This is a genomic window from Cytobacillus depressus (assembly GCF_008923245.1).
GTDB lineage: Bacteria > Bacillota > Bacilli > Bacillales > Cytobacillaceae > Cytobacillus > Cytobacillus depressus.
In genome coordinates this window covers 611,690-634,107 of sequence record NZ_WBOS01000001.1, presented here as the reverse complement: position 1 = coordinate 634,107, position 22,418 = coordinate 611,690, and the positions used below count along the sequence as shown (strand labels likewise).

Here is a 22,418-nt window from a genome sequence, read left to right as displayed (position 1 = left end):
AAATAGGAGAGGGAGGGGGAAAACTTGAATATTAGAAGACTGTTTATTATATTTTCATTTCTTCTTGCGTTCGTTTTAATGGCCATGCCATTTAAAGGGGGGGCTAAAAATGAAGTCGTATATGTTGTGCCTGTTGAAGAAACAGTTGAAAAAGGTCTATATGCCTATTTAAGCAGGGCTGTTCATTCTGCCGAGGAAGACAAGGCGGCAGCTATCATTTTCGAAATGGATACACCAGGCGGGGCAGTAGATGCTGCAGGGAAAATTGGCAAACTGTTAACGTCAACGAATGTAAAAACGATTTCTTTTGTGAACAAACAAGCCTTATCTGCAGGAGCATATATTGCACTCAACACAGATGAAATTTACATGGTGCCTGGGTCGACAATGGGGTCCGCAGCCATCATTGATCAACAAGGAAATACGGCTGGCAAGAAAGCGGAGTCATATTGGTTTGCGGCTATGGAGGAGGCGGCTAAACAAAGTAACAGAAATCCCATCTATGCTCTAGCAATGGCTGATGAATCTGTCGATTTGCCTGAAGTAGGGGCCCCTAAAGGAAAACTATTAACTTTAGGAGCGGAAAAGGCAAATGAAATAGGTTATTCAGCGGGGACTTTCAGTACTCTTCAGGAGCTATTAGATCATTTAGGATTTTCCAATGCTGAAATAAAAACAGTAAAAGAAAGCTTTGCTGAGAAAATTGCGCGTTTCATTACCCATCCTGTCGTTATTCCGATATTATTATCAGTAGGAAGCTTAGGACTTATACTAGAGTTATACTCACCCGGATTTGGATTACCAGGATTTATGGGTATATCGGCATTGCTTTTGTTTTTCTATGGTCACTTAGTGGCAGGGCTCGCTGGATATGAAACACTCATTCTGTTTGTTATAGGAATTGGGCTTATCATTGCAGAATTCTTCCTGCCAGGGGGAATTGCCGGCATACTAGGAATTGCCGCTATTATTGGAAGCTTATTTTTAGCAACGGACAACGTTATTCATCTAGGAATCTCATTATTGATTGCTTTAAGCATTTCTATTTTAGCATCGATATTAATGGTAAAGGTGTTTGGTAGGAAAATGAAAATATTTAGAAAAATCATCTTAACCGATGCAACGAAAACTGAAGAAGGTTATGTTTCCAACAAGAGCAGATTAGAACTCATTGGTTTGGAAGGCTATTGCTTAACTGATCTTCGCCCATCTGGCACAGTTGTGATTGAAGATGAGCGGATTGATGTTGTTAGTGAAGGCAGTTTTATTCTAAAGGATGCAAGAGTCAGAGTTGTTAAAGCTGAAGGTTCTCGTATCGTAGTAAGGGAAATACAAGATCAAAATAAACTTGATAAAGAGGAGGAGCAGTAATGGGTTTACTAGGAGCTGGTGAAATATTTATAATATTGGCCGTTGTTCTTGCCATTATTCTATTAGGTGTTCTATTTACATTCGTTCCTGTTATGCTGTGGGTTTCCGCATTGGCAGCAGGAGTAAGAGTGAGTATTTTTACTTTAATTGGGATGAGGCTTAGAAGAGTTATCCCAAGCAGAGTGATTAATCCGTTAATTAAAGCGCATAAAGCGGGAATAGATGTTACGACTAATCAACTTGAAAGCCATTATTTAGCTGGCGGAAATGTGGACAGAGTTGTTAATGCACTAATTGCCGCTCATCGTGCGAATATTGAATTGAGATTTGAACGCAGTGCAGCCATCGATCTTGCGGGGCGTGATGTATTAGAAGCTGTACAAATGAGTGTTAATCCAAATGTAATTGAAACTCCTTTTATTGCCGGTGTTGCGATGGATGGAATTGAAGTGAAAGCGAAAGCCCGAATTACAGTTAGAGCAAATATTGACCGTCTCGTTGGGGGCGCAGGTGAGGAAACAGTCGTTGCCCGTGTAGGCGAAGGGATTGTATCAACAATTGGTTCATCGGAAAACCATAAAAAAGTTCTTGAAAATCCAGATATGATTTCACGTACAGTTCTTGCAAAAGGCTTAGATTCAGGTACAGCTTTTGAAATTCTATCTATTGATATTGCTGATGTAGATATCGGCAAAAACATCGGGGCTCATTTACAAACTGAGCAAGCAGAAGCAGATAAAAAGATCGCACAAGCAAAAGCGGAAGAACGTCGTGCAATGGCTGTCGCTTCAGAGCAAGAAATGAAGGCAAAGGTAGAAGAAATGAAAGCGAAGGTTGTTGAAGCGGAGGCTCAAGTTCCTCTTGCCATGGCTGAAGCGCTGCGTTCAGGCAATATTGGTGTGATGGACTATATGAATATCAAAAATATTTCTGCTGATACAGATATGAGAGATTCAATTGGCAAAATCAACGATGATCATAAAGATGGCGGTCATAAATAATAAATATTCGTAGTTAAAAAGTTTTGACTATAGAAGGGAGGGGGCTCCCTCTTGAAATTTATCTTTGATAATCCGGTTTTTATATTAATGATTATTGGCTATCTCATTTCGATGTTTGCTAAGAAGAAAAAAGAGCAACCTCAACATCATAAAGGCAGTCACCGTAAATTCGAGCAAAATCCAAGCCGAGAAGTACAGGAAACGTTCTCACAAACGGAGACTAGTACGCAAAATGAGGAAGAAAAACAATATGCTGACCACACTAAAGCTGATCATGCTAAAAAGCTACAGGTTGAAGCGTTGGAGAGTCAATATGAGGTAGAAAAAAGATTGCACGCTTTAAAAAAGCAGCAGCAATTAGCTGTTAAACGGGCAGAGCAAATTAAAACAATAATTGAAAAGCCTATAACAGAGCAAATTTCAGTACCTCAAAAAGAAAAAAAACCCTCTCTATCCCCTAGCAAAAAACAGCTAGTCGATGGGATCGTTTGGGCAGAAATTATTGGCCCTCCAAGAGCATTAAACCCTCATAGGTCATTAAAAAACAATAAATAATCAGGCATAAAAATTTATGTGCTAGAACTCTTCTTTATCTCATAAATATGAGATGAAGGGGGGTTCTTTTTTTATGGCAAAAAAGTGGGGACAATTCGTCCGAAGATGGATGACAAATAATATGGAGCTTCCACAAGATGTCATGATGGATTTACCCCGCATTACAATGATCGGACAAATCCATATTTATATCGAGAACCACCGTGGATTGCTTGCTTTTTCTGATAAAGAACTAAGGCTTCTTCTTAAGCAAGGGCAGTTGCTAATTAAGGGGAAGGCCTTTGTTATAAAAACGATTTTACCTGAAGAAATATTGCTTGAAGGAAAGATTGATCAAGTTTTATACATTAATGATTAACGTGCCATTTTTCAATTAAGGTGTTTACAGAAGAGATCCTTTTTGTAAGCACCTTAACAAGATCAATGTTTATGGTGATAAAAGGGAAATCAGGGGGAAGGACATGAAAAATCTGTGGGTTGAATTTATTGGGGGCATCGTTACAGTAAAAACGAAGGGCAAGGGAATTGAGCGCTTTATTAATACGCTAACACGCAGTGGTATTCATATTTGGCAAGTGAAGAGACATGGAACGGATGCAGTAACATTTAAAATGAAGCTAAGGGATGTAAAAAAGTTAAGACCGTTAGTTAGGCAGAGTGATTGCAAAGTTGAATTTTTATTGCGGACAGGCTTGCCTTTTATTTATAAGCGAATGTTGAAAAACTTCGGATTTGCTGTAGGTGCGCCAATATTTTTAATCATCATTTTTATTTTATCTAATATGGTTTGGGGCATAGAAATAAAGGGTGCAGATCCAGCAACAGAATACAAAATACGAAAAGAATTAGATGAGCTTGGTGTAAAAACGGGGAAAATGCAGTTTTTCCTAGAAAATGTTGAAGTGATTCAGAGAAAGTTAACAGATCAAATAAAAGAAATTACGTGGGTTGGTGTGGAGTTAAAAGGGACAACCTACCATCTTCAAGTTGTCGAAAAAAATGAGCCGAAGCAACCGGAATATTTGAGCCCCAGACATTTAATAGCAAAAAAGAAGGCAATCATAACCGATATGTTTGTTGAAGAAGGACAGCCTCTTGTTGGTGTGAATGAGCATGTAGAGCCAGGACAGCTTCTCGTTTCAGGTATTATCGGCAAAGAAGGACAGACTGAAACTGTCCCTGCAAAAGGAGAAATTTTTGGGGAAACTTGGTATATATTAAAGACTGAACAGCAATTAAAGAATACATTGCAAGTATTTAACGGAAATGAAAAACGAAAACATTTTCTAAAGGTAGGGAAATTAGAGATCCCGATTTGGGGCTTTGGTAAAGTTGAATACAATGAATTTGAAACAGAATTAAATGAAACGAAGCTTCGCTTTTTAAAATGGGAGCTGCCAATCTCGTTTATTGATAAAACGGTAAGAGAAAGTGAGGTGGTCACCCAAATTTATTCGAATGAGGAAGCTTTTGAAGCTGCAAAAAATCGAGCGCGAAATGATATAAAAAAACATCTTTCTGAAAATGCTAAAATAAAAGGGGAAAAGGTTTTACACAAGTCGGTAGAGAATGGTAAAGTAATCATATCAATACATTTCCAAATTATTGAGAATATTGCAGAAGCACAACCAATTATTCAAGGAGATACAGAATGACAGCAGACTTAAAAACGATGAATGTACAGCTTGAAAATCCGAATGAGGCGATCTGCCTTCTTGGGAATTCGGATGCACATATAAAAATGATCGAGCAGGAATTAGGATGTTCCATCATTACGCGAGGGGAAAACGTTTTTGTTTCCGGAGAGATGGAGCACGTTGAAATGGTCGGGAAATTACTTTCCGAATTGCTGGAGATAATAAGGAAAGGTATAAATATTAGCCAAAGGGATGTCATGTATGGGATACAAATGGCTAAAAAAGGACAATTAGATTATTTTAGCGATTTATATGATGAAGAAATTATTCGCAATGCTAAAGGGAAATCGATTCGAGTCAAGACCATTGGTCAAAGCCAATACATCCGGGCAATTCGCAAAAATGATCTTGTATTTGGCATTGGCCCTGCTGGAACTGGAAAAACTTATTTAGCAGTTGTCATGGCTGTAAATGCGTTAAAAAGTGGACATGTTAAAAGGATAATTTTAACCCGTCCAGCTGTGGAAGCTGGGGAAAGCTTAGGATTTTTGCCTGGTGATTTAAAGGAAAAAGTTGATCCATATTTAAGACCTTTATATGATGCATTACATGATATTTTTGGTGCTGAGCATACACAAAGGCTAATCGAGAGAGGAACAATTGAAATTGCTCCTTTAGCTTATATGAGGGGCCGGACACTTGATGAAGCTTTTGTTATTTTAGACGAAGCACAAAACACAACTCATGCTCAAATGAAGATGTTTTTAACTCGCCTTGGCTTTGGTTCGAAAATGGTGATAACTGGTGATAAAACGCAAGTAGATCTGCCAAAAGGTGCAAAGTCTGGTTTAATTTTAGGAGAAGAGATTTTAAAAGGAGTAAAAGGAATTTCCTTCGTTCACCTAGAAGAAAGCGATGTTGTTCGTCATCCTTTAGTAGCCAGAATCATTCAAGCTTATGGACAGCATGAATAGAAAAGCGGAAGCGCCTTGGTCAGCCCTGACAAGCATAAGTCAAGCCAGCGAGAAGGTTGTTCCTTAACCTTCTTGATGGATTGGCTTATGACCTCGAGGTCGACAAAAACGCGACGTCCTGTCGCATTGTCGACACTAGTACATCCTGTACGTCGGGGCTAGGCACTGGAGCTAGACAAATAGAAAAGCGCTGGAGCTAGACATGAAAATGAAACCGTCGGTATGACCGTACGGTTTTATTTTGCTGTTTTTCCATTAGGAGAAAACGTCCACTTCAGAATTTTCGGGTAGAAAGGTGCAACTTAATAGAAAAACTGTTATCATTTTACATAGCTAATGCATAATGAAGACTAATATTCAAGTGAAAATCACTTATCTGGTTACAGTATTTAACCAAGATAGGAGGGATTAAATTTGGAAAAACTGCAGCAATATTTGATGAAAATAAGAAATTTATTAGAAATGACTTTTTTTAGAGTTCTGCTATTTGTTTTTCTCGGAATTGTCATGTTCCTTGCAATGTTTAGTAATGTTAAGCCGGAGAAATTAGATTTAACACTTTTCTCTATTGCGGAACAAACAATTCGATCCCCGATTACCATTGAAGATAAAGCTTTAACTGAAAGAAGGAAAAAAGAAGCAGCTGATCATGTTCAAGATGTTTATGTCGTTAAAAAGGAAATTGCGCAGAACCGTGTTGACTTAATCACATCTATTTTCGATTCTGCTACTGAAGTAAATGATGAAATTAAGGATGATATTGAAGCAAAGCAGAAAGCTGCTGAGCAAGCAAAGGAACCGGAAAATAAAATAAAAGATTTTCCCGAGCCGACCCTTTCAGATAAATTAACTCGAATGAAGGAAAAGCTCACAGAAGATGTAACAAAGGAAATTTCAGACCAAACATTACTTACCTTATTACAAGTATCTAGAAACGAGCTTACTATTGCTAGAGATATGACGGTTACAGCCGTAAATAATGTCATGAGCAAAAGAATCCCTGCTGATGAAGTCGAAAACGCGAAAAAACGTTTAGAGGAAGAACTGAAATTTACGAGTTTGAATTCTGGTCTAAAACCTGCAGCAATTGAATTAGGAAGATATGCTGTTTATCAAAATGAGTTTTATGATCCGACTGCAACAGAAGAACTGAGACAACAAGCGGTAGAGAGTGTTGAGCCAGTTAAGATTCTTCAAGGACAAATTATTGTCGAGGAGCAACAGTTAATTAGCCGGGATATATATAGACAACTAGGGCTTGTCGGTTTACTTGAGAGCAATAATTCAATTCAGCCCTTCGTTGGCCTCGGATTAATTACTTTTATTATTCTTGCTGCCCTTTATTATAATTTTAATCAATTACAGCTAAAATCTGAGCTGAAGCAAAGTTATTTATTATTGTTTAGCTTAATATTTGCCTTATCCATTTTAATCATGAAAGGAATAAGCTTCTTTCCAGCCTTAAAATACTCAGAAATCAGCTTTATTTTCCCTGCGGCGATGGGTGCCATTTTGATTAGAATTTTAATTGATGAAAGAATGGCTGTCCTTTTTACGATTATTATGGCGATTTGCGGCAGCATTATTTTTAATGAAGGAATACCAGGAACTTTTCATGTTTCTTCAAGTATTTATATTATTTGTAGCGGATTAGCTGGGATAATTTTTTTAACGAAGCAAAAAAATCGCTCAAAGATTTTACAAGCTGGAATGTTTGTCGCCGCTGTAAATGTCATTATTATCTTTTCGCTTGTTTTTCTAAGAAATGGACAATACGATGGGCTTGAATTTGGCTTTTACTTTGTCATTGGAGTTATTTCGGGTATTTTGTCTGCCGTTTTGGCAATTGGCTTGCTTCCTTTTTTTGAAGCAGGATTTGGAATCCTTTCAACAATTAGGCTTATTGAACTATCTAGCCCGAATCACCCACTATTAAGAAAAATTTTGACGGAAGCACCTGGAACGTATCATCATAGTGTTATGGTAGCAAATTTGTCTGAGTCAGCTTGTGAGGCAATTGGTGCTAATGGTTTGTTAGCAAGAGTCGGCTGTTACTACCATGATATTGGCAAAACGAAGAGGCCGCAGTTTTTTATTGAAAACCAAATGAATATCGAGAATCCTCATGATCGATTGCCTCCGCAGACGAGTAAAAATATTATTATTGCCCATGCAACAGATGGGGCTGAAATGCTTAGGAAGCATAAAATGCCAAAGGAAATTGTTGATATAGCAGAGCAGCATCATGGAACAACACTTCTTAAATATTTTTATCATAAAGCAAATCAAAATGGACTTGATGTGAGAGAGGAAGATTATCGTTATCCGGGACCGAAAGCCCAGACGAAAGAGGCAGCCATTGTTGGGATTGCAGATAGTGTTGAAGCAGCCGTCCGTTCTATGTCTTCTCCAACTCCAGAACAAATTGAAGGGCTCGTAAGAAATATTATTGCAGATCGTCTACAAGACGGGCAACTCAATGAGTGCGATTTAACATTAAAGGAATTGGAAATTGCTGCAAACTCTTTTTGTGAAACTTTAAACGGTATTTTCCACTCAAGAATTGAGTATCCAGAAATCACAAAGCAGAAGGTGAAACAAGCATGAGTTTAAATTTAGATTTTTTAGATGAAACAAATGAATTGACAGAGGAGCAAGCTTCTTATATTAGTGAACTGCTAAATTTTGCAGCCGTTTATGAAAAAGTTGAAGACGAAACAGAAGTATCACTCACATTTGTCAGCAACGAAAAAATTAGAGAAATTAATAAAGAATATCGGCAAAAAGACAGTGTGACAGATGTCATTTCATTCGCTATGGAAGAAATGGGTGAAGGAGAGATGGAGCTAATTGGCGTTGAAATGCCTCGAGTGTTGGGTGATATCGTTATTTCTATATCTAGAGCAAAAGAGCAGGCTGATGAATATGGACACTCTTTTATGCGTGAATTAGGTTTTCTAGCTGTTCACGGGTTTCTTCATCTCCTTGGTTATGATCACGAAACGGAAGAGGATGAAAAGATCATGTTTTCCCGTCAAAAGGACATTTTAGATGAATTCGGCCTCCAAAGGTAAGAAAGCTCCGTTTTTAAAGTCTTTTGGTTATGCTTTTGCTGGCATCAAACAAGCTGTTAAACAAGAAAGAAATTTTCAAATTCATTTAGGTGTTACGGTTATCGTAATAATAATGGGAGCATTGTTATCCATTTCCTATTTAGAATGGCTTTTTATTATTTTTTCTATTGGCGGTATGCTTTCTATGGAAATGGTTAATACATCGATTGAGAAAGTGGTAGATTTAGTTACGGAAGAGTATCATCCGCTCGCAAAGGCAGCAAAGGATATTGCAGCTGGAGCTGTACTTCTCTTTGCAATCATGTCTGTTATTATTGGATTGATTGTTTTCCTTCCTAAAATATTATTATTGATTACATAGGCTGCTTTCGTAAAGTATCTTGCTTTTAGTGTGATATTAATTTAACCATCTGAATTGATTGGAGCGGAGGGCACTTGACTCCGCCAAAATGCATATGCATTTTGGCGTGAAGTGTCCATTTACGGATGTTTATTCAATGTTCTGCTAGAAATAGAGGGAAACGGGAGACCCCGAAGGCGGTAACGCCGAGGAGGCTTCCGTCCCTCCCCGCGATCGCTGTGTGCCCGGAGCGGAATTCAACGGGCAAACTTCGAAGGCTTAAAACAACAATATATGCGAAGACAGCCATTTCATAAGATCCCCGAATAACGTAAAGCTGTCCTTTGACGAGGACAGCTTTTATTGTCTATCTTCAGCGCGCCTAGCCCAGACGTACAGGATGTTCCTTTGCGAGGCGTTTCCGCTTTTCTAATGTCCCAATTTGAAAACGTATACTAAGTTCTGATAAAATGACAAAGCAATCTCGTTGAGGGCGGGACGTATTTTTAGAAAATTCAATTTTTTTATTACGTTTTTGCTACAAACGATGATTTTTATGTCAATTTGAGGTAAAATAAAAAGAAGTAATAGCCTTCTAATATGAAAGGAAGACTTTGAAGTGCAATTTGAAAAATTAATTGAAGAAGCAAAAGTCGCAAGAGAAAAAGCTTACGTTCCATATTCAAAATTTAAAGTAGGTGCGGCGCTGTTAACTAAAGACGGAAAAGTATATCATGGATGCAATATCGAAAATGCAGCTTATAGCATGTGTAACTGTGCTGAAAGAACGGCCATTTTTAAAGCTTATTCTGAAGGAGTCAGAAACTTTACGGCAATGGCTGTTGTAGCCGATACAGAACGCCCTTGTTCCCCTTGCGGTGCATGCCGACAAGTAATAGCGGAATTATGTCCGAAAGATATGCAAGTGATCTTAACGAACTTAAAAGGGGATATTCAAGAAATCTCTATTGAACAATTACTGCCAGGCGCTTTTTCACCGGAGGATTTAAATGAATAATACAGTAAAAGGGCATAAATCAGGATTTATTTCCATTATTGGTCGGCCAAATGTGGGCAAATCAACCTTTTTAAATCGGGTTATTGGTCAGAAAATCGCCATAATGAGTGATAAACCGCAAACGACTAGGAATAAAGTTCAAGGTGTATTAACGACAAATGATGCACAATTTATTTTTATTGATACTCCCGGAATTCATAAGCCAAAGCATAAACTAGGCGACTTCATGATGAAAGTTGCACAAAATACATTAAAAGAAGTCGATGTAATTTTGTTTATGGTTAATGCCACAGAAGGCTATGGAAAGGGAGAAGAATTCATTCTGGAGAAGTTTCAGACCGTACGTACTCCCATTTTTCTTGTCATCAACAAAATTGATCAAGTTCATCCAGATGAATTGCTAAAAATCATTGATTCTTATAAGGGAAAATATAATTTCAGTGAAATTATTCCTATTTCAGCCCTTGAAGGCAATAATGTAGAAAATTTATTAAAGCAAATTAAAGAGTATATTCCTGAGGGACCGCAATACTATCCAGCTGATCAAGTGACCGATCATCCAGAACGGTTTATTGTTTCTGAGCTCATTCGGGAGAAAGCTCTTCATTTAACAAGAGAAGAGATTCCTCATTCATTAGCTGTATTGATTGATAAGATGGAGCGCCGAGATGAAAAAGACATCGTTCATGTAATGGCTACCATTATAGTCGAAAGAGATTCGCAAAAAGGGATTGTTATCGGAAAACAAGGGAAAATGCTTAAAGAAATTGGTCAAAGGGCCCGTGTTGATATTGAGAATCTCTTGGGATCAAAGGTATTTTTAGAATTATGGGTAAAGGTACAGAAAGACTGGCGTAATAAAATGACGCAGTTAAGAGACTTTGGCTTCCGTGAGGATGAATACTAATACTCTTTTGGCTTGGAAATTCCCAGCCTTAACTAAGTTATTACTCATTGTTTATAAATATGTTTATTATTAATTTACAATATTTTTCTCTTATGAAATTCGAAAGACAGGCTATGATAAAGGTAAAGGATTTGGGATAAAGAATATTGCGTTGAATAACTGAAAGGTGGGGTTTTCGATGATGGATTTTACCTGGAAGGTGTTTTCACAAACGGGTAATATTGACACATATCTTCTCTTTAAAGAGCTAGAACAGGAAACTCAAGATAAACCCGGAAATCAGGACGCAGAACTAACAGAAGTAGACTTTCCCATCTCATAGATTGTCTAAAGCTTAGGGATGGTGAATATGATGCTTGAAAAATGCGAAGGCATCATTATTAGAACAACAAATTATGGTGAAACAAATAAAATTGTCACTTTATACACCCGGGAATGGGGAAAAATTGGTGTGATGGCACGCGGCGCAAAAAAGCCAAACAGTCGCCTTGCTGCCATCACCCAAGCTTTTACATACGGCTATTTTTTAGTACAAAAAAGCAGCGGACTTGGAAGCCTGCAGCAGGGAGAAATGATTTCTTCTATGCGTTCTATCCGTGAAGATATTTTTCTAACCGCTTTTGCTAGCTATATTGTTGATCTAACTGATAAAGGCACTGACGATAGGAAACCGAATCCTTATTTATTTGAACTAGTTTTCCAAGCTTTAAATTTAATTAATGAAGGCTATGATGCAGAGATCATTGTTAATATTTTTGAGATGAAAATGTTAAACGCACTTGGTCTCTACCCAGTATTAAACCAATGCGCTGTTTGTGGAAGCACTGACGGCCATTTTTCTTTTTCCATTCGTGAAGGGGGACTTATTTGCCACAGATGCTTGGAAAAAGACCCGTACCATTATAAAATTTCTCCAGCAACCGTTAAGCTTTTGCGGGTGTTTTATTATTTTGATTTGTCACGGCTTGGAAATATCTCCGTAAAACCGGAAACAAAGGCCGAGCTCAAAAAAGTAATAACTGCCTATTATGACGAATATTCTGGTCTAAATTTAAAAACAAAGAAATTTTTAAATCAAATGGCTAAATTTGAGAATATGCTAAACGATCATTCTTGACAATTAATATTGATTCGTATATGATTCAAATTATTAATTTAATAGTTGCAGTGATGAAGAAGAGTACTGAATGTATTCAATAAAAGCGAACCTAGGATGGTGTGAGCTAGGGTATTGTTCATTTAGGAAGGCACTTCTGAGCAACGCCGGAATAAAGTGGCTGCCAATAAAGCAGCAATTAGGGTGGAACCGCGGGTAAACTCTCGTCCCTATGCTTCATGCATAGAGACGGGAGTTTTTTGTGTTTTATTTTAGGCTATTTTCGTAAAATTTGTTGCTTTTTTAGGTGATTTTAATTTAAACATCTGAGTTGATTGGAGCGGAGGGCACTTGACTCCTGCGGGAATGGAGGGAAGCGGGAGACCCCGCAGGCGGAAACGCCGAGGAGGCTCCCGTCCCTCCCCGCGGAAAGCAAGTGCCCGCAGCGGAGATCAACGGGCTAACTTCGAAGGTTTAAAACAACAATATATGCGAAAACAGCCTTATTTCTATAAAGTATTCATTGAAAGAGGTGCCATAATGAACATTCAAAACATGATTTTAACTCTACAAAAGCATTGGTCAGATTATGGCTGCATTTTAATGCAGGCTTATGATGTTGAAAAAGGAGCAGGTACGATGAGCCCGTATACATTCTTAAGGGCAATTGGGCCTGAGCCTTGGAACGTAGCCTATGTTGAACCGTCCCGCCGTCCAGCAGACGGAAGATATGGCGAAAATCCAAATCGCCTTTACCAGCATCATCAATTTCAAGTTATTATGAAGCCATCACCTGATAATATTCAAGAAATGTATCTAGATTCATTACGGAAACTTGGCATTAATCCACTTGAACATGATATTCGCTTCGTCGAAGATAACTGGGAAAATCCTTCGCTTGGCTGTGCAGGATTAGGATGGGAAGTATGGTTAGACGGGATGGAAATTACTCAGTTTACTTATTTCCAGCAGGTTGGCGGAATTGAATGTAAGCCAGTTTCTGTTGAAATTACTTATGGGATCGAAAGGCTTGCCTCCTATATTCAGGAAAAGGAAAATGTTTTTGATCTTGAATGGACAAATGGATTTACTGTAAGAGATATCTTCCTACAGCCAGAATATGAGCATTCTAAATATACATTTGAAACGTCAGATGTAGATATGTTATTTAATCTTTTTACTATTTATGAAAAAGAAGCACATCGTCAAATGGAAGAGGGGCTCGTTCATCCGGCATATGATTATGTGTTGAAATGCTCTCACGTATTTAACCTTTTAGATGCAAGAGGTGCCATTTCGGTTACAGAGAGAACAGGGTATATCGGCCGTTGCCGGAACTTAGCAAGAAAAATAGCAAAAACCTTCTATGATGAACGTGAAAAGCTAGGTTTTCCAATTTTGCAATCAAGGGAGGAAGAGAATCGTGGCTAAAAGAGATCTCCTTTTAGAAATCGGCTTGGAAGAAATGCCTGCCAGATTTGTAACTAATTCAATGGACCAGCTGTCAGACAAAATTCAAGCTTGGTTACTAGAAAAGAAAATAAACTTTGAACAGATTAATGCATACTCTTCACCGCGCCGTTTAGCTGTTTTCGTTTCGGGAGTGGACGAAGCACAAAAGGACATTCATGAGGAAGCAAAAGGACCAGCACGAAAAATTGCTATAGATGCTGATGGAGAATGGACGAAGGCAGCGATCGGCTTCTGCCGTGGACAAGGAGCAAGTGTTGACGATATTTTCTTTAAAGAAATTAAAGGCGTTGAATATGCTCATGTAAAAAAATTCATTCAAGGTCAAGAAACGATTGGCCTATTGCCAGAGCTACAGCAAATTATTACAGCCATGACCTTCCCGAAAAATATGAAATGGGCAAATAATGATCTTCGTTATATTCGTCCGATTAAATGGCTTCTTGCTCTATTTGGCAATGAGATTGTTCCGTTTTCAATTACCGGGGTTGAAACATCAAACTGGACAATGGGGCATCGCTTCCTAGGAAATAAAATTGAAATCAATCAGCCAATTGATTATGAAAAAGCGCTTCTTGGTCAGTATGTCATAGTTGACCCGAAAGAAAGACAAGCAGCAATTAAAGAACAATTAGCAAAAATTGCCGAAGAAAATGAATGGGTTATTCCTATCGATGAGGATTTACTTGAAGAGGTAAATAACCTAGTAGAGTATCCGACAGCACTCTTTGGACGCTTTGAAGAAGAGTTTCTCGAGATTCCAGCTGAGGTTCTAGTCACTTCAATGAAAGAGCATCAACGATATTTTCCGGTGAAATCAAAAGAGGGCAAGCTGCTTCCATTCTTCGTTACAGTTCGAAACGGAGGGCATGAGCATCTTGAAAAAGTAGCTAAAGGGAATGAGAAAGTTTTAAGAGCAAGATTATCAGATGCCGCATTCTTCTATAAGGAAGATCAGAAAACTGAAATTGCCGCATCTTTAGCGAAATTAAAAACAATTGTTTATCATGAAGAAATTGGAACATTGGCTGAAAAAGTAAACCGAGTTCGCAAGCTTACAAATGAAATAGCCGGCACACTTAATTTTAATAGTGAAGATAAAAAAGCCGCTGATCGGGCAAGTGAAATTTGTAAATTTGACCTTGTTACAAATATGGTTTATGAATTTCCCGAGTTGCAAGGATTTATGGGCGAGAAATACGCCTTACAAAAGGGAGAAACAGCTGAAGTAGCAAAAGCAATCAATGAGCATTATATGCCAAGAAATGCGGAAGACGATACACCAAGTAGTAATGCAGGAGCCGCACTCTCAATTGCTGAAAAGATGGATACTATTGCGGCATGTTTTGCTATCGGAATTATTCCGAGTGGGTCTCAAGATCCATACGCATTAAGACGTCAGGCTACAGGTATTGTCCAAACTTTATTAAATAAAGAATGGAATATTACAATGGAATGGCTCATTGATTCCGCTCTAACTCATATTGAAGAGGCGAGAATTGCGAAGAAGTCTAGAGAAGAGCTAACTAATGAATTAATTAGTTTCTTTAAACTAAGAATTAAGCATATTCTTCAAGAAAAGCAAGTGAGATATGATTTAATTGAGGCTGTGCTAGGCAATGAAATTGGGGCAATTCCTTCTCTTGTTAGAAGATCTGAGGTTCTTGTAAGCAAGAAAGATGACAGCGGCTTTAAAGAAAGCATCGAGGCTTTAAGCCGTGTCTTAAACATTGCTTCTAAGGCTGAAAAAGGCGGAGAGATCAACCGCGACTTATTTGAAAATGAATATGAAAAAAATCTTTATCATAAATACATGCTTCTGGAAGATAAGCTAAATAACCCGTTAACAGAAAGTGAAAAGTTTGATCTACTTGTATCGATGAAGCCAGAGATTGATGAATACTTTGACAATACGATGGTGATGGCTGATAATCATGAAATTCGTCAAAATAGGCTAACACAAATGATAAGACTAGCCGATATGATTAAAAAATTCGCAAATGTAAACGAAATATTAGTAAAATAACATGCTCTTTTTGGAAAGGCCTGTCCATAAAGGCAGGCTTATTTTCGATACTGATTGAAATATTTTATTAATTGTTCCCATCCTTAATGCACAATTCTTTTCATTTCATCTAAATAGTATATAATAATTCTATAACAGTATAACCTAATGAGCTTTATTCATGGCGCTTGCGCTTTTCTATTAAGGTGGTGAGGACAATCGAGTTAAATAAACGGCAGGAAAAAATATTAGAAATCGTGAAAGAAAACGGTCCAATTACAGGTGAAAATATCGCAGAAAGATTGAACCTGACTCGGGCAACGCTTCGACCGGATTTAGCCATTTTAACAATGGCAGGATTTTTGGATGCAAGGCCTAGAGTAGGATATTTTTACACTGGGAAGTCAGGCACCCAGCTGCTTACAGATAATTTAAATAAGCTTTATGTAAAAGACTACCAATCTATACCTGTGGTCGTGAATGAAAATGTTTCAGTATATGATGCCATTTGTACGATGTTCTTGGAGGATGTAGGCACATTATTTGTAGTCGATCAATCATCATTACTTGTTGGCGTCCTTTCCAGAAAAGATTTATTACGTGCAAGCATTGGCAAACAGGAATTAACGACTATTCCGGTCAATATTATCATGACAAGAATGCCTAATATTGCGATGTGTGAAAAAGAAGACTTATTAATTGATATTGCGCGGAAATTAATAGAAAAGCAAATCGATGCATTACCTGTTGTGAAAGAAACAGATAAAGGCTTTGAAGTGATCGGTAGAATTACAAAAACAAATTTAACAAAAGCTTTTCTTGCTCTAGCAGAAGATAATTAATCATTGGACAGAGGAGATGGTGTTAAGGGATGACAAAGAAGCCAATCATCTACGTTGTGTCTGACTCTGTTGGAGAGACTGCTGAATTAGTTACAAAGGCGGCTGTTAGCCAGTTTAATGGTAGCGGAGTAACAATCAAGCGATTTCCATATGTTGAGGACAAAGTTCATATTGACGAAGTAATCTCCTTGGCTAAATTAGACAATGGGATGATTGTTTATACCCTTGTTAAGCCGGATATGCGTTATTATATTAATGAATTGGCCGATAGGGAAGGAATTTATGCCTGTGATATTATCGGGCCATTAATGGATAAAATCCAGCATTTACACGGGAAAACTCCTCTATTAGAACCAGGGCTCGTTAGAAAGTTAGACGAGGATTATTTCAAAAAAATTGAGGCCATTGAATTTGCAGTTAAATATGATGATGGACGCGATCCGCGAGGAATATTGAAAGCAGATATTGTTCTTGTAGGAGTATCAAGAACATCAAAAACTCCTCTATCACAATATTTAGCTCATAAACGATTAAAGGTTGCAAATGTACCGCTTGTTCCCGAAGTGGATCCGCCTGAAGAGCTATACAAGGTACAGCCAGAAAAATGCTTCGGATTAAAAATTAGCCCTGAGAAACTGAATCATATTCGCAAAGAGAGGCTCATTTCTTTAGGATTAAGTGATAATGCAAGTTATGCAAATATCGAACGCATTAAAGAAGAGATAAACTATTTCGAAACTGTCATAAATAAATTAAAATGCCCTGTCATTGATGTAACCAATAAAGCGGTTGAAGAAACAGCCAATTTAATTTTAAATCAGTATCACAAAAGCTTTCCGAAAAGCTAGCACATAATTCCGATTATGTGCCTTTTTCTTTTCTTTTGCAATAAAAACGGAACCTTTCGAATATTCTTTTTTACATGTGCAGGCTGGAATAATTTTTTAAAAAAAAGATAAAACAATAGAAATAATCGAGTATTTGTTCTATAATAAAAAATTGTGATAAAAATATTGCAGATTAGGTTTAGAGTTCATTGTGAACGAATAAACTATTTATTGTGAGAAGTCAAGGTACTGTCCTAAAAACAATTCGACATACCGTTTCTTAAAAAAATTTGCTCTTTATAAGTGTATTCTTTCTCGCCAAAAGTTACTTTAGAAAGAAGGATTATGTGGAGTGATGTAGAATAATTAGAACATTAGGCAATCCTATTATCCGAGTTGATGCTGATTTATGTCCGGTAAAGGAAGAAATTGTCGAAATTGCAGGGCGCTACTTAATTGAGGCCATTGTTGTTGCTTCCTACGCCCACATGAAAAATGATTTACAAGGAGCCGCTTGGAAATTTGTTGATACAAATTAAGAAGCAGTCGACTTATATATCATGAATCATGTCCATAGAAGAGATCTTGTGGTAACGCAGGTCATCGGATTAGCATCGACGCTTTTACTTAAAGGAGTTTTTGTATTATCTCCAAAAGGGTTTTTATATGAGGAGAAAGATATTCATACCGCGCTTGATATGAGATATTTATCAGCAAAAGCGCGCAGAAGGGGGATATATAGGAAGGGCCCCAAGCCATATAGCCGGGAAGATCGCTTAAGGTTTGTGAAAGAATTGACAAAGATTTTGTCGAATTTTGAAGGAATTCGCTAATTTTTATAGAAATACTATATATGATGCCTAAACTAGATGAAAATATTTAGGTAGATGGTGAAAGTTTCTATAATCAAAGATTGTTTTATTAATTGGAGTTGTTGGGTCCCATGGTAGAGCGTATCGCCGAGGAAAAAGTGAATGAGATTCGACAGGCTGTTGATATTGTTGATATTATTAGCGACTACGTCCAATTAAAGAAGCAAGGACGCAACTATTTTGGTCTATGTCCGTTTCATGGAGAGAATACACCATCTTTTTCTGTTTCACCAGATAAACAAATTTATCATTGTTTCGGATGTGGTGCAGGCGGAAATGCATTTTCGTTTTTAATGGATCTAGAAGGATTTTCATTCCAAGAAGCCGCTGTTAAATTAGCCGAAAAAGGGCATGTAAAGCTTGATATTAATGTACCATCAGCAATAATTCCAAAGTCTATTCCTCCTGATATTCAACAAATGCTGGAGGCACACGAGTTATTGCGTAAATTTTACCATCATCTGCTGTTAAACACAAAAGATGGCCAGCATGCTTTAGATTATTTGCTTACAAGGGGTTTTACAATAGAATCGATTGAAAAATTTCAAATTGGCTATTCCCTAAATTCCTGGGATTTTGTATATAAATTCCTTGCAAAAAGAAAATTTTCAGCAGAAGTTATGCAAAAAGCAGGCTTAATCATTCAAAGCGAAAAAGATGGCAGTTTTTTTGATCGATTTCGAAACCGAATTATGTTTCCGATATTTGACCAAAGTGGTAAAACGATTGCCTTTTCAGGAAGAACATTAGGGGACGACGATCCCAAATATTTAAATAGCCCTGAAACGCCAATCTTTAATAAAAGCAAAATTTTATACAATTTCCATTTGGCCAGACCGCAAATAAAAAAGCTCCATCATGCCGTTTTATTTGAAGGCTTTGCCGACGTCATATCTGGTGATCTTGCAGGTGTTGAAAATGGTATCGCAACAATGGGAACATCGCTGACTGATGATCATATAGCTGCTTTAAAGAGAAATACGCAGTCTATCACAATCTGTTATGATTCCGATAACGCGGGTATTGAAGCGGCTTTCCGGGCAGCAAATCTGTTCTCCGATGCTGGCTGCCAAGTTAAGGTAGCTTCAATGCCAGATGGACTTGACCCAGATGATTATATTAAACAATTTGGACCTGAAAAGTTCCGTCATGAAGTAATTGAAGCAAGTTCTACTCTTATGACTTTTAAACTTCAATATTTTCGGAGAGGGAAAAAGCTCCAAGATGAAGGAGATCGCCTACTTTATATCGAAGAAGTATTGACAGAAATCAGCAGGCTAGAAAATGCCGTAGAAAAGGATTATTACTTACGGCAGCTAGCGGAGGAATTCTCACTTTCACTCGAAGCATTAAAAGATCAAGAAAAGCAAATTAATTTTTCGGATAGGCGGAAGAATAAGGGGCAGGCCAATAAAATAGCAAGCAAACACCTTGTCCTAACGAAACAAACAAAGCAGCTTAAACCCGCCTATTATACAGCTGAGAGAAGTCTTATTGCGCATATGCTGCAAAATCATGATCTTGCATTTAAAGTTCAAGACATGCTGCAGGGCAACACATTTAATGTAGATGAACATCAAGCAATCATCACATATTTATTAGGCTTTTATGAAAACGGACACCCGCCAAATCCAAGTGCTTTCATTGACTTTATTGATGATGAAAAGCTAAAGAGAATTGTCGCTGACATCGAAATGATGAATATTAACGATGAATTAAGTGAACAAGAATTAAAGGATTATATAAAACAGGTGTTTAATTATCAAAAAATGTTAAAGATAAAAGAAAAACTGCTTGAACAAAAGGAAGCGGAGCGGCAAAGTGATTTTACAAAGGCTGCCTTGATCGCAATGGAAATTATTCAATTGCGCAAGTCTCTATAGATAAGGAAATTTTTTGTGAAGATTTTCTGTGACTTTGGAAGGAGGGGGACAAATGGCTGAAAAATCAGCTCGATCAAAAGAAGTTGATTCAGAATTGACCCTAGAACAAGTGAAAGAACAATTAACTGAGATTGGGAAGAAGACGGGCGTTCTTGCCTATGACGATATTGCGGAAAGAATGTCTCATTTTGAATTGGATTCCCATCAAATGGATGAATTTTATGAGTTCCTTGGAGATCAAGGAGTTGAGATCGTCGGTGACACTGATGAGGATGCAGACCCAAATGTTCAACAGTTAGCAAAAGGTGAAGAGGAATTCGATTTAAATGATTTAAGTGTGCCTCCGGGTGTTAAAATAAACGACCCTGTTCGCATGTACTTAAAAGAAATTGGCCGAGTTGACCTTTTATCAGCAGAAGAAGAAATTTCTCTTGCTGAGCGAATTGAAGAGGGAGATGAAGAGGCAAAAAGACGTCTTGCTGAAGCAAACCTTCGACTTGTTGTTAGTATTGCAAAACGATATGTAGGCCGTGGCATGCTTTTCCTTGATTTAATTCAAGAAGGAAATATGGGCTTAATTAAAGCTGTTGAAAAGTTTGATTATAGAAAAGGCTTTAAATTCAGTACGTACGCAACATGGTGGATTCGCCAAGCGATCACAAGAGCTATTGCCGATCAAGCAAGAACGATTCGTATTCCAGTTCATATGGTTGAAACGATCAATAAATTAATCCGTGTTCAGCGTCAGCTTCTTCAAGATTTAGGTCGTGAACCGACACCGGAAGAAATTGCTGAAGATATGGATTTAACGCCAGAAAAGGTTAGAGAAATTCTAAAAATTGCTCAAGAGCCAGTTTCTTTAGAAACACCAATTGGTGAAGAAGATGACTCTCATTTAGGCGATTTCATTGAAGATCAGGATGCTACATCACCTTCAGAGCATGCTGCCTATGAGTTGTTAAAAGAACAGCTAGAGGATGTTCTTGATACTTTAACCGATCGAGAAGAAAATGTCCTTCGTCTTCGATTTGGGCTTGATGACGGCCGTACAAGGACGTTAGAGGAAGTCGGCAAAGTATTTGGTGTAACACGTGAACGTATTCGTCAAATTGAAGCAAAGGCATTGCGTAAATTAAGACATCCAAGCAGAAGCAAGCGTTTAAAAGACTTTTTAGAATAGAAAATGTTTGTCAAGAAATAGTTTACTTCTTACAATAGAGGTAAACTATTTTTTTTTCCAGATTGGACGTGTTTTTCCTAATGAATGAAACTAGAAAAAAGGTAATTGTTAACGAAATAAGAAACTGGAGAAAAAATCGTCTGCTCCCCGAACATTATTGCGATTATCTTTTAGCCTTGTATACGGAAGGCAATGAATCGATAGATATGAAAGGGCCAGCTAGCCCTAAAAAAAGGTACAGGAAAAATCATTATCTATTTATGCTTTTCATTCCGTTAACTTTCGTTTTAATCCATTTTACTGAATTGTCTATTACTTTGCAAATCACCTTTGCGATTTTATTTGTCTTAATCGGCATTATTTTTACATTATACTTTATTAGAAAAGGAATCTTGTTGCAAATTCCCTTAATTGTTTCAGCCTTCATTTTATTATTATCGTCCGTTGAGTTTATTTCAAGATTATATCCAGAAAGCTTGATAGGCCTATATTTAGGAATAGTAGTGAATTGTTTACTATGGTTGTTTACCGGGTGGAAGCTAAAATTACATTCATTCAGCATCTCAGGTATTTTAGGAATTATTTTAATTATTATTTTTATATTTAAATAATAAAATATTTTTAAACTTTTTTAAATGTTTTGTTAATTATCACCTCCCTTATAATAAACAATATGGAAAACTAACAGAAATCGGCGAAAGAACTTCTGGAATTCAGGGATTAGTCATTGCTCGACAAATTGGGTGCGGCCAATATTTGATAAAAATCCCGATATTCCATCTTAGTTGATAGAGTTTTGTCTAATTTTTGAATTTGATAGGACAAAGTTAGCTTTAGGGCTTTTCCTTCTCACCAATATGAAGTAGAATAGGAATTGTTTGTATAATTAATTTAGTTATATTGAGATGTTCTTACATAAGGGAGGTTTAAACATGAAAAATCCAGTCATGCCGTACATCTTAATTTTTGCTTTAGGTATTATAGCCATGCTCCTTATTTCATTCAAAGGACTTGGAGATGCCGAGCAAATCGCTGCTGAAAAAGAAGGCGGCGGAGGAAAAACGGAAGAAACGGCTGCAGCAAGCCCTGAGGAGATCTATCAAAAGAGCTGTATTGGGTGCCACGGTGACCAATACCAAGGTGCAGTTGGACCCGCTTTAAAAGGTGTGGGTGATCATTTATCACAAGATGAAATTGCTGATATTCTTGAACATGGTAAAGGAGCAATGCCTCCAGGTTTAGTTCCAGCCGATAAAGCAGGCGAAATGGCTGCGTGGTTAGCTGAATTAAAGTAATTTTCATACGAAACGTGACAGTGCCTAAATCAGGTGCTCGAGCAAAAAAGTCCTTTGCCTTTGTAAAGGAC

21 protein-coding genes and 1 pseudogene are annotated in these 22,418 nt (G+C 37.5%); all 22 read left to right on the top strand.

Going from position 1 to position 22,418, the window contains the following annotated elements:
* Nucleotides 1-24 precede the first annotated feature (24 nt).
* Nucleotides 25-1,371, top strand: coding sequence for an NfeD family protein (locus F7731_RS03120; protein WP_425481975.1), 1,347 nt, complete (start codon nucleotides 25-27; stop codon nucleotides 1,369-1,371).
* Nucleotides 1,371-2,372, top strand: a complete 1,002-nt coding sequence (floA, locus tag F7731_RS03115) for a flotillin-like protein FloA (RefSeq protein ID WP_151533302.1) — start codon at nucleotides 1,371-1,373, stop codon at nucleotides 2,370-2,372. The genes F7731_RS03120 and floA overlap by 1 nt, the downstream gene beginning before the upstream one ends.
* 51 nt (nucleotides 2,373-2,423) lie before the next feature.
* A complete protein-coding gene (locus F7731_RS03110) occupies nucleotides 2,424-2,927 on the top strand; it encodes a hypothetical protein (RefSeq protein ID WP_151533301.1) in 504 nt (167 codons plus the stop codon).
* A 73-nt stretch (nucleotides 2,928-3,000) separates the two neighbouring features.
* A complete protein-coding gene (gene yqfC, locus F7731_RS03105) occupies nucleotides 3,001-3,285 on the top strand; it encodes a sporulation protein YqfC (protein ID WP_151533300.1) in 285 nt (94 codons plus the stop codon).
* A gap of 103 nt (nucleotides 3,286-3,388) precedes the next feature.
* Nucleotides 3,389-4,582 (top strand): sporulation protein YqfD, encoded by a 1,194-nt coding sequence (gene yqfD / locus F7731_RS03100; protein WP_151533299.1) that lies wholly within the window; start codon nucleotides 3,389-3,391, stop codon nucleotides 4,580-4,582.
* Nucleotides 4,579-5,538, top strand: a complete 960-nt coding sequence (locus F7731_RS03095) for a PhoH family protein (RefSeq protein WP_151533298.1) — start codon at nucleotides 4,579-4,581, stop codon at nucleotides 5,536-5,538. The genes yqfD and F7731_RS03095 overlap by 4 nt, the downstream gene beginning before the upstream one ends.
* 414 nt (nucleotides 5,539-5,952) lie before the next feature.
* Nucleotides 5,953-8,145, top strand: a complete 2,193-nt coding sequence (locus F7731_RS03090; RefSeq protein WP_151533297.1) for an HD family phosphohydrolase — start codon at nucleotides 5,953-5,955, stop codon at nucleotides 8,143-8,145.
* Nucleotides 8,142-8,612 (top strand): rRNA maturation RNase YbeY, encoded by a 471-nt coding sequence (gene ybeY, locus F7731_RS03085; RefSeq protein WP_151533296.1) that lies wholly within the window; start codon nucleotides 8,142-8,144, stop codon nucleotides 8,610-8,612. The genes F7731_RS03090 and ybeY overlap by 4 nt, the downstream gene beginning before the upstream one ends.
* A complete protein-coding gene (locus F7731_RS03080) occupies nucleotides 8,590-8,973 on the top strand; it encodes a diacylglycerol kinase family protein (RefSeq protein WP_151533295.1) in 384 nt (127 codons plus the stop codon). The genes ybeY and F7731_RS03080 overlap by 23 nt, the downstream gene beginning before the upstream one ends.
* A gap of 598 nt (nucleotides 8,974-9,571) precedes the next feature.
* Nucleotides 9,572-9,970, top strand: coding sequence for a cytidine deaminase (locus F7731_RS03075; RefSeq protein ID WP_151533294.1), 399 nt, complete (start codon nucleotides 9,572-9,574; stop codon nucleotides 9,968-9,970).
* On the top strand, nucleotides 9,963-10,877 hold the full coding sequence (era, locus tag F7731_RS03070; protein WP_151533293.1) for a GTPase Era: 915 nt from the start codon (nucleotides 9,963-9,965) through the stop codon (nucleotides 10,875-10,877). The genes F7731_RS03075 and era overlap by 8 nt, the downstream gene beginning before the upstream one ends.
* A gap of 178 nt (nucleotides 10,878-11,055) precedes the next feature.
* Nucleotides 11,056-11,199 carry a YqzL family protein gene (locus F7731_RS03065; RefSeq protein ID WP_151533292.1) on the top strand — a complete coding sequence of 48 codons (144 nt, stop codon included), beginning with the start codon at nucleotides 11,056-11,058 and terminating at the stop codon, nucleotides 11,197-11,199.
* A 30-nt stretch (nucleotides 11,200-11,229) separates the two neighbouring features.
* Nucleotides 11,230-11,994: a DNA repair protein RecO gene (recO, locus tag F7731_RS03060; RefSeq protein WP_151533718.1), complete on the top strand. Its 765-nt coding sequence runs from the start codon at nucleotides 11,230-11,232 to the stop codon at nucleotides 11,992-11,994.
* A 519-nt stretch (nucleotides 11,995-12,513) separates the two neighbouring features.
* Nucleotides 12,514-13,404: a glycine--tRNA ligase subunit alpha gene (glyQ, locus tag F7731_RS03055; RefSeq protein ID WP_151533291.1), complete on the top strand. Its 891-nt coding sequence runs from the start codon at nucleotides 12,514-12,516 to the stop codon at nucleotides 13,402-13,404.
* Nucleotides 13,397-15,469, top strand: coding sequence for a glycine--tRNA ligase subunit beta (glyS, locus tag F7731_RS03050; protein ID WP_151533290.1), 2,073 nt, complete (start codon nucleotides 13,397-13,399; stop codon nucleotides 15,467-15,469). Before glyQ ends, glyS begins: the two co-directional genes overlap by 8 nt.
* Nucleotides 15,470-15,654: 185 nt before the next feature.
* The gene (gene ccpN, locus F7731_RS03045; protein WP_151533717.1) at nucleotides 15,655-16,290 is read left to right on the top strand and encodes a transcriptional regulator CcpN; all 636 of its coding nucleotides are present in this window, start codon (nucleotides 15,655-15,657) and stop codon (nucleotides 16,288-16,290) included.
* A gap of 29 nt (nucleotides 16,291-16,319) precedes the next feature.
* Nucleotides 16,320-17,138 (top strand): pyruvate, water dikinase regulatory protein, encoded by an 819-nt coding sequence (locus F7731_RS03040; RefSeq protein ID WP_151533289.1) that lies wholly within the window; start codon nucleotides 16,320-16,322, stop codon nucleotides 17,136-17,138.
* A gap of 530 nt (nucleotides 17,139-17,668) precedes the next feature.
* Nucleotides 17,669-17,950 (top strand): annotated as a pseudogene (locus F7731_RS27235) (DUF188 domain-containing protein); the annotation flags it as partial.
* A 110-nt stretch (nucleotides 17,951-18,060) separates the two neighbouring features.
* Nucleotides 18,061-19,872, top strand: coding sequence for a DNA primase (dnaG, locus tag F7731_RS03030; protein WP_151533288.1), 1,812 nt, complete (start codon nucleotides 18,061-18,063; stop codon nucleotides 19,870-19,872).
* 52 nt (nucleotides 19,873-19,924) lie between these two features.
* Entirely contained in the window at nucleotides 19,925-21,052 is a 1,128-nt protein-coding gene (gene rpoD, locus F7731_RS03025) for an RNA polymerase sigma factor RpoD (RefSeq protein WP_151533287.1), read from the top strand.
* An 80-nt stretch (nucleotides 21,053-21,132) separates the two neighbouring features.
* Nucleotides 21,133-21,663 carry a hypothetical protein gene (locus F7731_RS03020; RefSeq protein ID WP_151533286.1) on the top strand — a complete coding sequence of 177 codons (531 nt, stop codon included), beginning with the start codon at nucleotides 21,133-21,135 and terminating at the stop codon, nucleotides 21,661-21,663.
* A gap of 321 nt (nucleotides 21,664-21,984) precedes the next feature.
* Nucleotides 21,985-22,347, top strand: a complete 363-nt coding sequence (gene cccA, locus F7731_RS03015; RefSeq protein WP_151533285.1) for a cytochrome c550 — start codon at nucleotides 21,985-21,987, stop codon at nucleotides 22,345-22,347.
* Nucleotides 22,348-22,418: the final 71 nt, after the last annotated feature.

Coding starts and splice junctions, on each gene's coding strand:
- floA (WP_151533302.1), top strand. CDS start 1,371: ATGGGTTTACTAGGAGCTGGTGAAATATTTATAATATTGGCCGTTGTT.
- yqfC (WP_151533300.1), top strand. CDS start 3,001: ATGGCAAAAAAGTGGGGACAATTCGTCCGAAGATGGATGACAAATAAT.
- yqfD (WP_151533299.1), top strand. CDS start 3,389: ATGAAAAATCTGTGGGTTGAATTTATTGGGGGCATCGTTACAGTAAAA.
- F7731_RS03095 (WP_151533298.1), top strand. CDS start 4,579: ATGACAGCAGACTTAAAAACGATGAATGTACAGCTTGAAAATCCGAAT.
- ybeY (WP_151533296.1), top strand. CDS start 8,142: ATGAGTTTAAATTTAGATTTTTTAGATGAAACAAATGAATTGACAGAG.
- F7731_RS03080 (WP_151533295.1), top strand. CDS start 8,590: ATGAATTCGGCCTCCAAAGGTAAGAAAGCTCCGTTTTTAAAGTCTTTT.
- era (WP_151533293.1), top strand. CDS start 9,963: ATGAATAATACAGTAAAAGGGCATAAATCAGGATTTATTTCCATTATT.
- F7731_RS03065 (WP_151533292.1), top strand. CDS start 11,056: ATGATGGATTTTACCTGGAAGGTGTTTTCACAAACGGGTAATATTGAC.
- recO (WP_151533718.1), top strand. CDS start 11,230: ATGCTTGAAAAATGCGAAGGCATCATTATTAGAACAACAAATTATGGT.
- glyQ (WP_151533291.1), top strand. CDS start 12,514: ATGAACATTCAAAACATGATTTTAACTCTACAAAAGCATTGGTCAGAT.
- F7731_RS03040 (WP_151533289.1), top strand. CDS start 16,320: ATGACAAAGAAGCCAATCATCTACGTTGTGTCTGACTCTGTTGGAGAG.
- dnaG (WP_151533288.1), top strand. CDS start 18,061: ATGGTAGAGCGTATCGCCGAGGAAAAAGTGAATGAGATTCGACAGGCT.
- rpoD (WP_151533287.1), top strand. CDS start 19,925: ATGGCTGAAAAATCAGCTCGATCAAAAGAAGTTGATTCAGAATTGACC.
- F7731_RS03020 (WP_151533286.1), top strand. CDS start 21,133: ATGAATGAAACTAGAAAAAAGGTAATTGTTAACGAAATAAGAAACTGG.
- cccA (WP_151533285.1), top strand. CDS start 21,985: ATGAAAAATCCAGTCATGCCGTACATCTTAATTTTTGCTTTAGGTATT.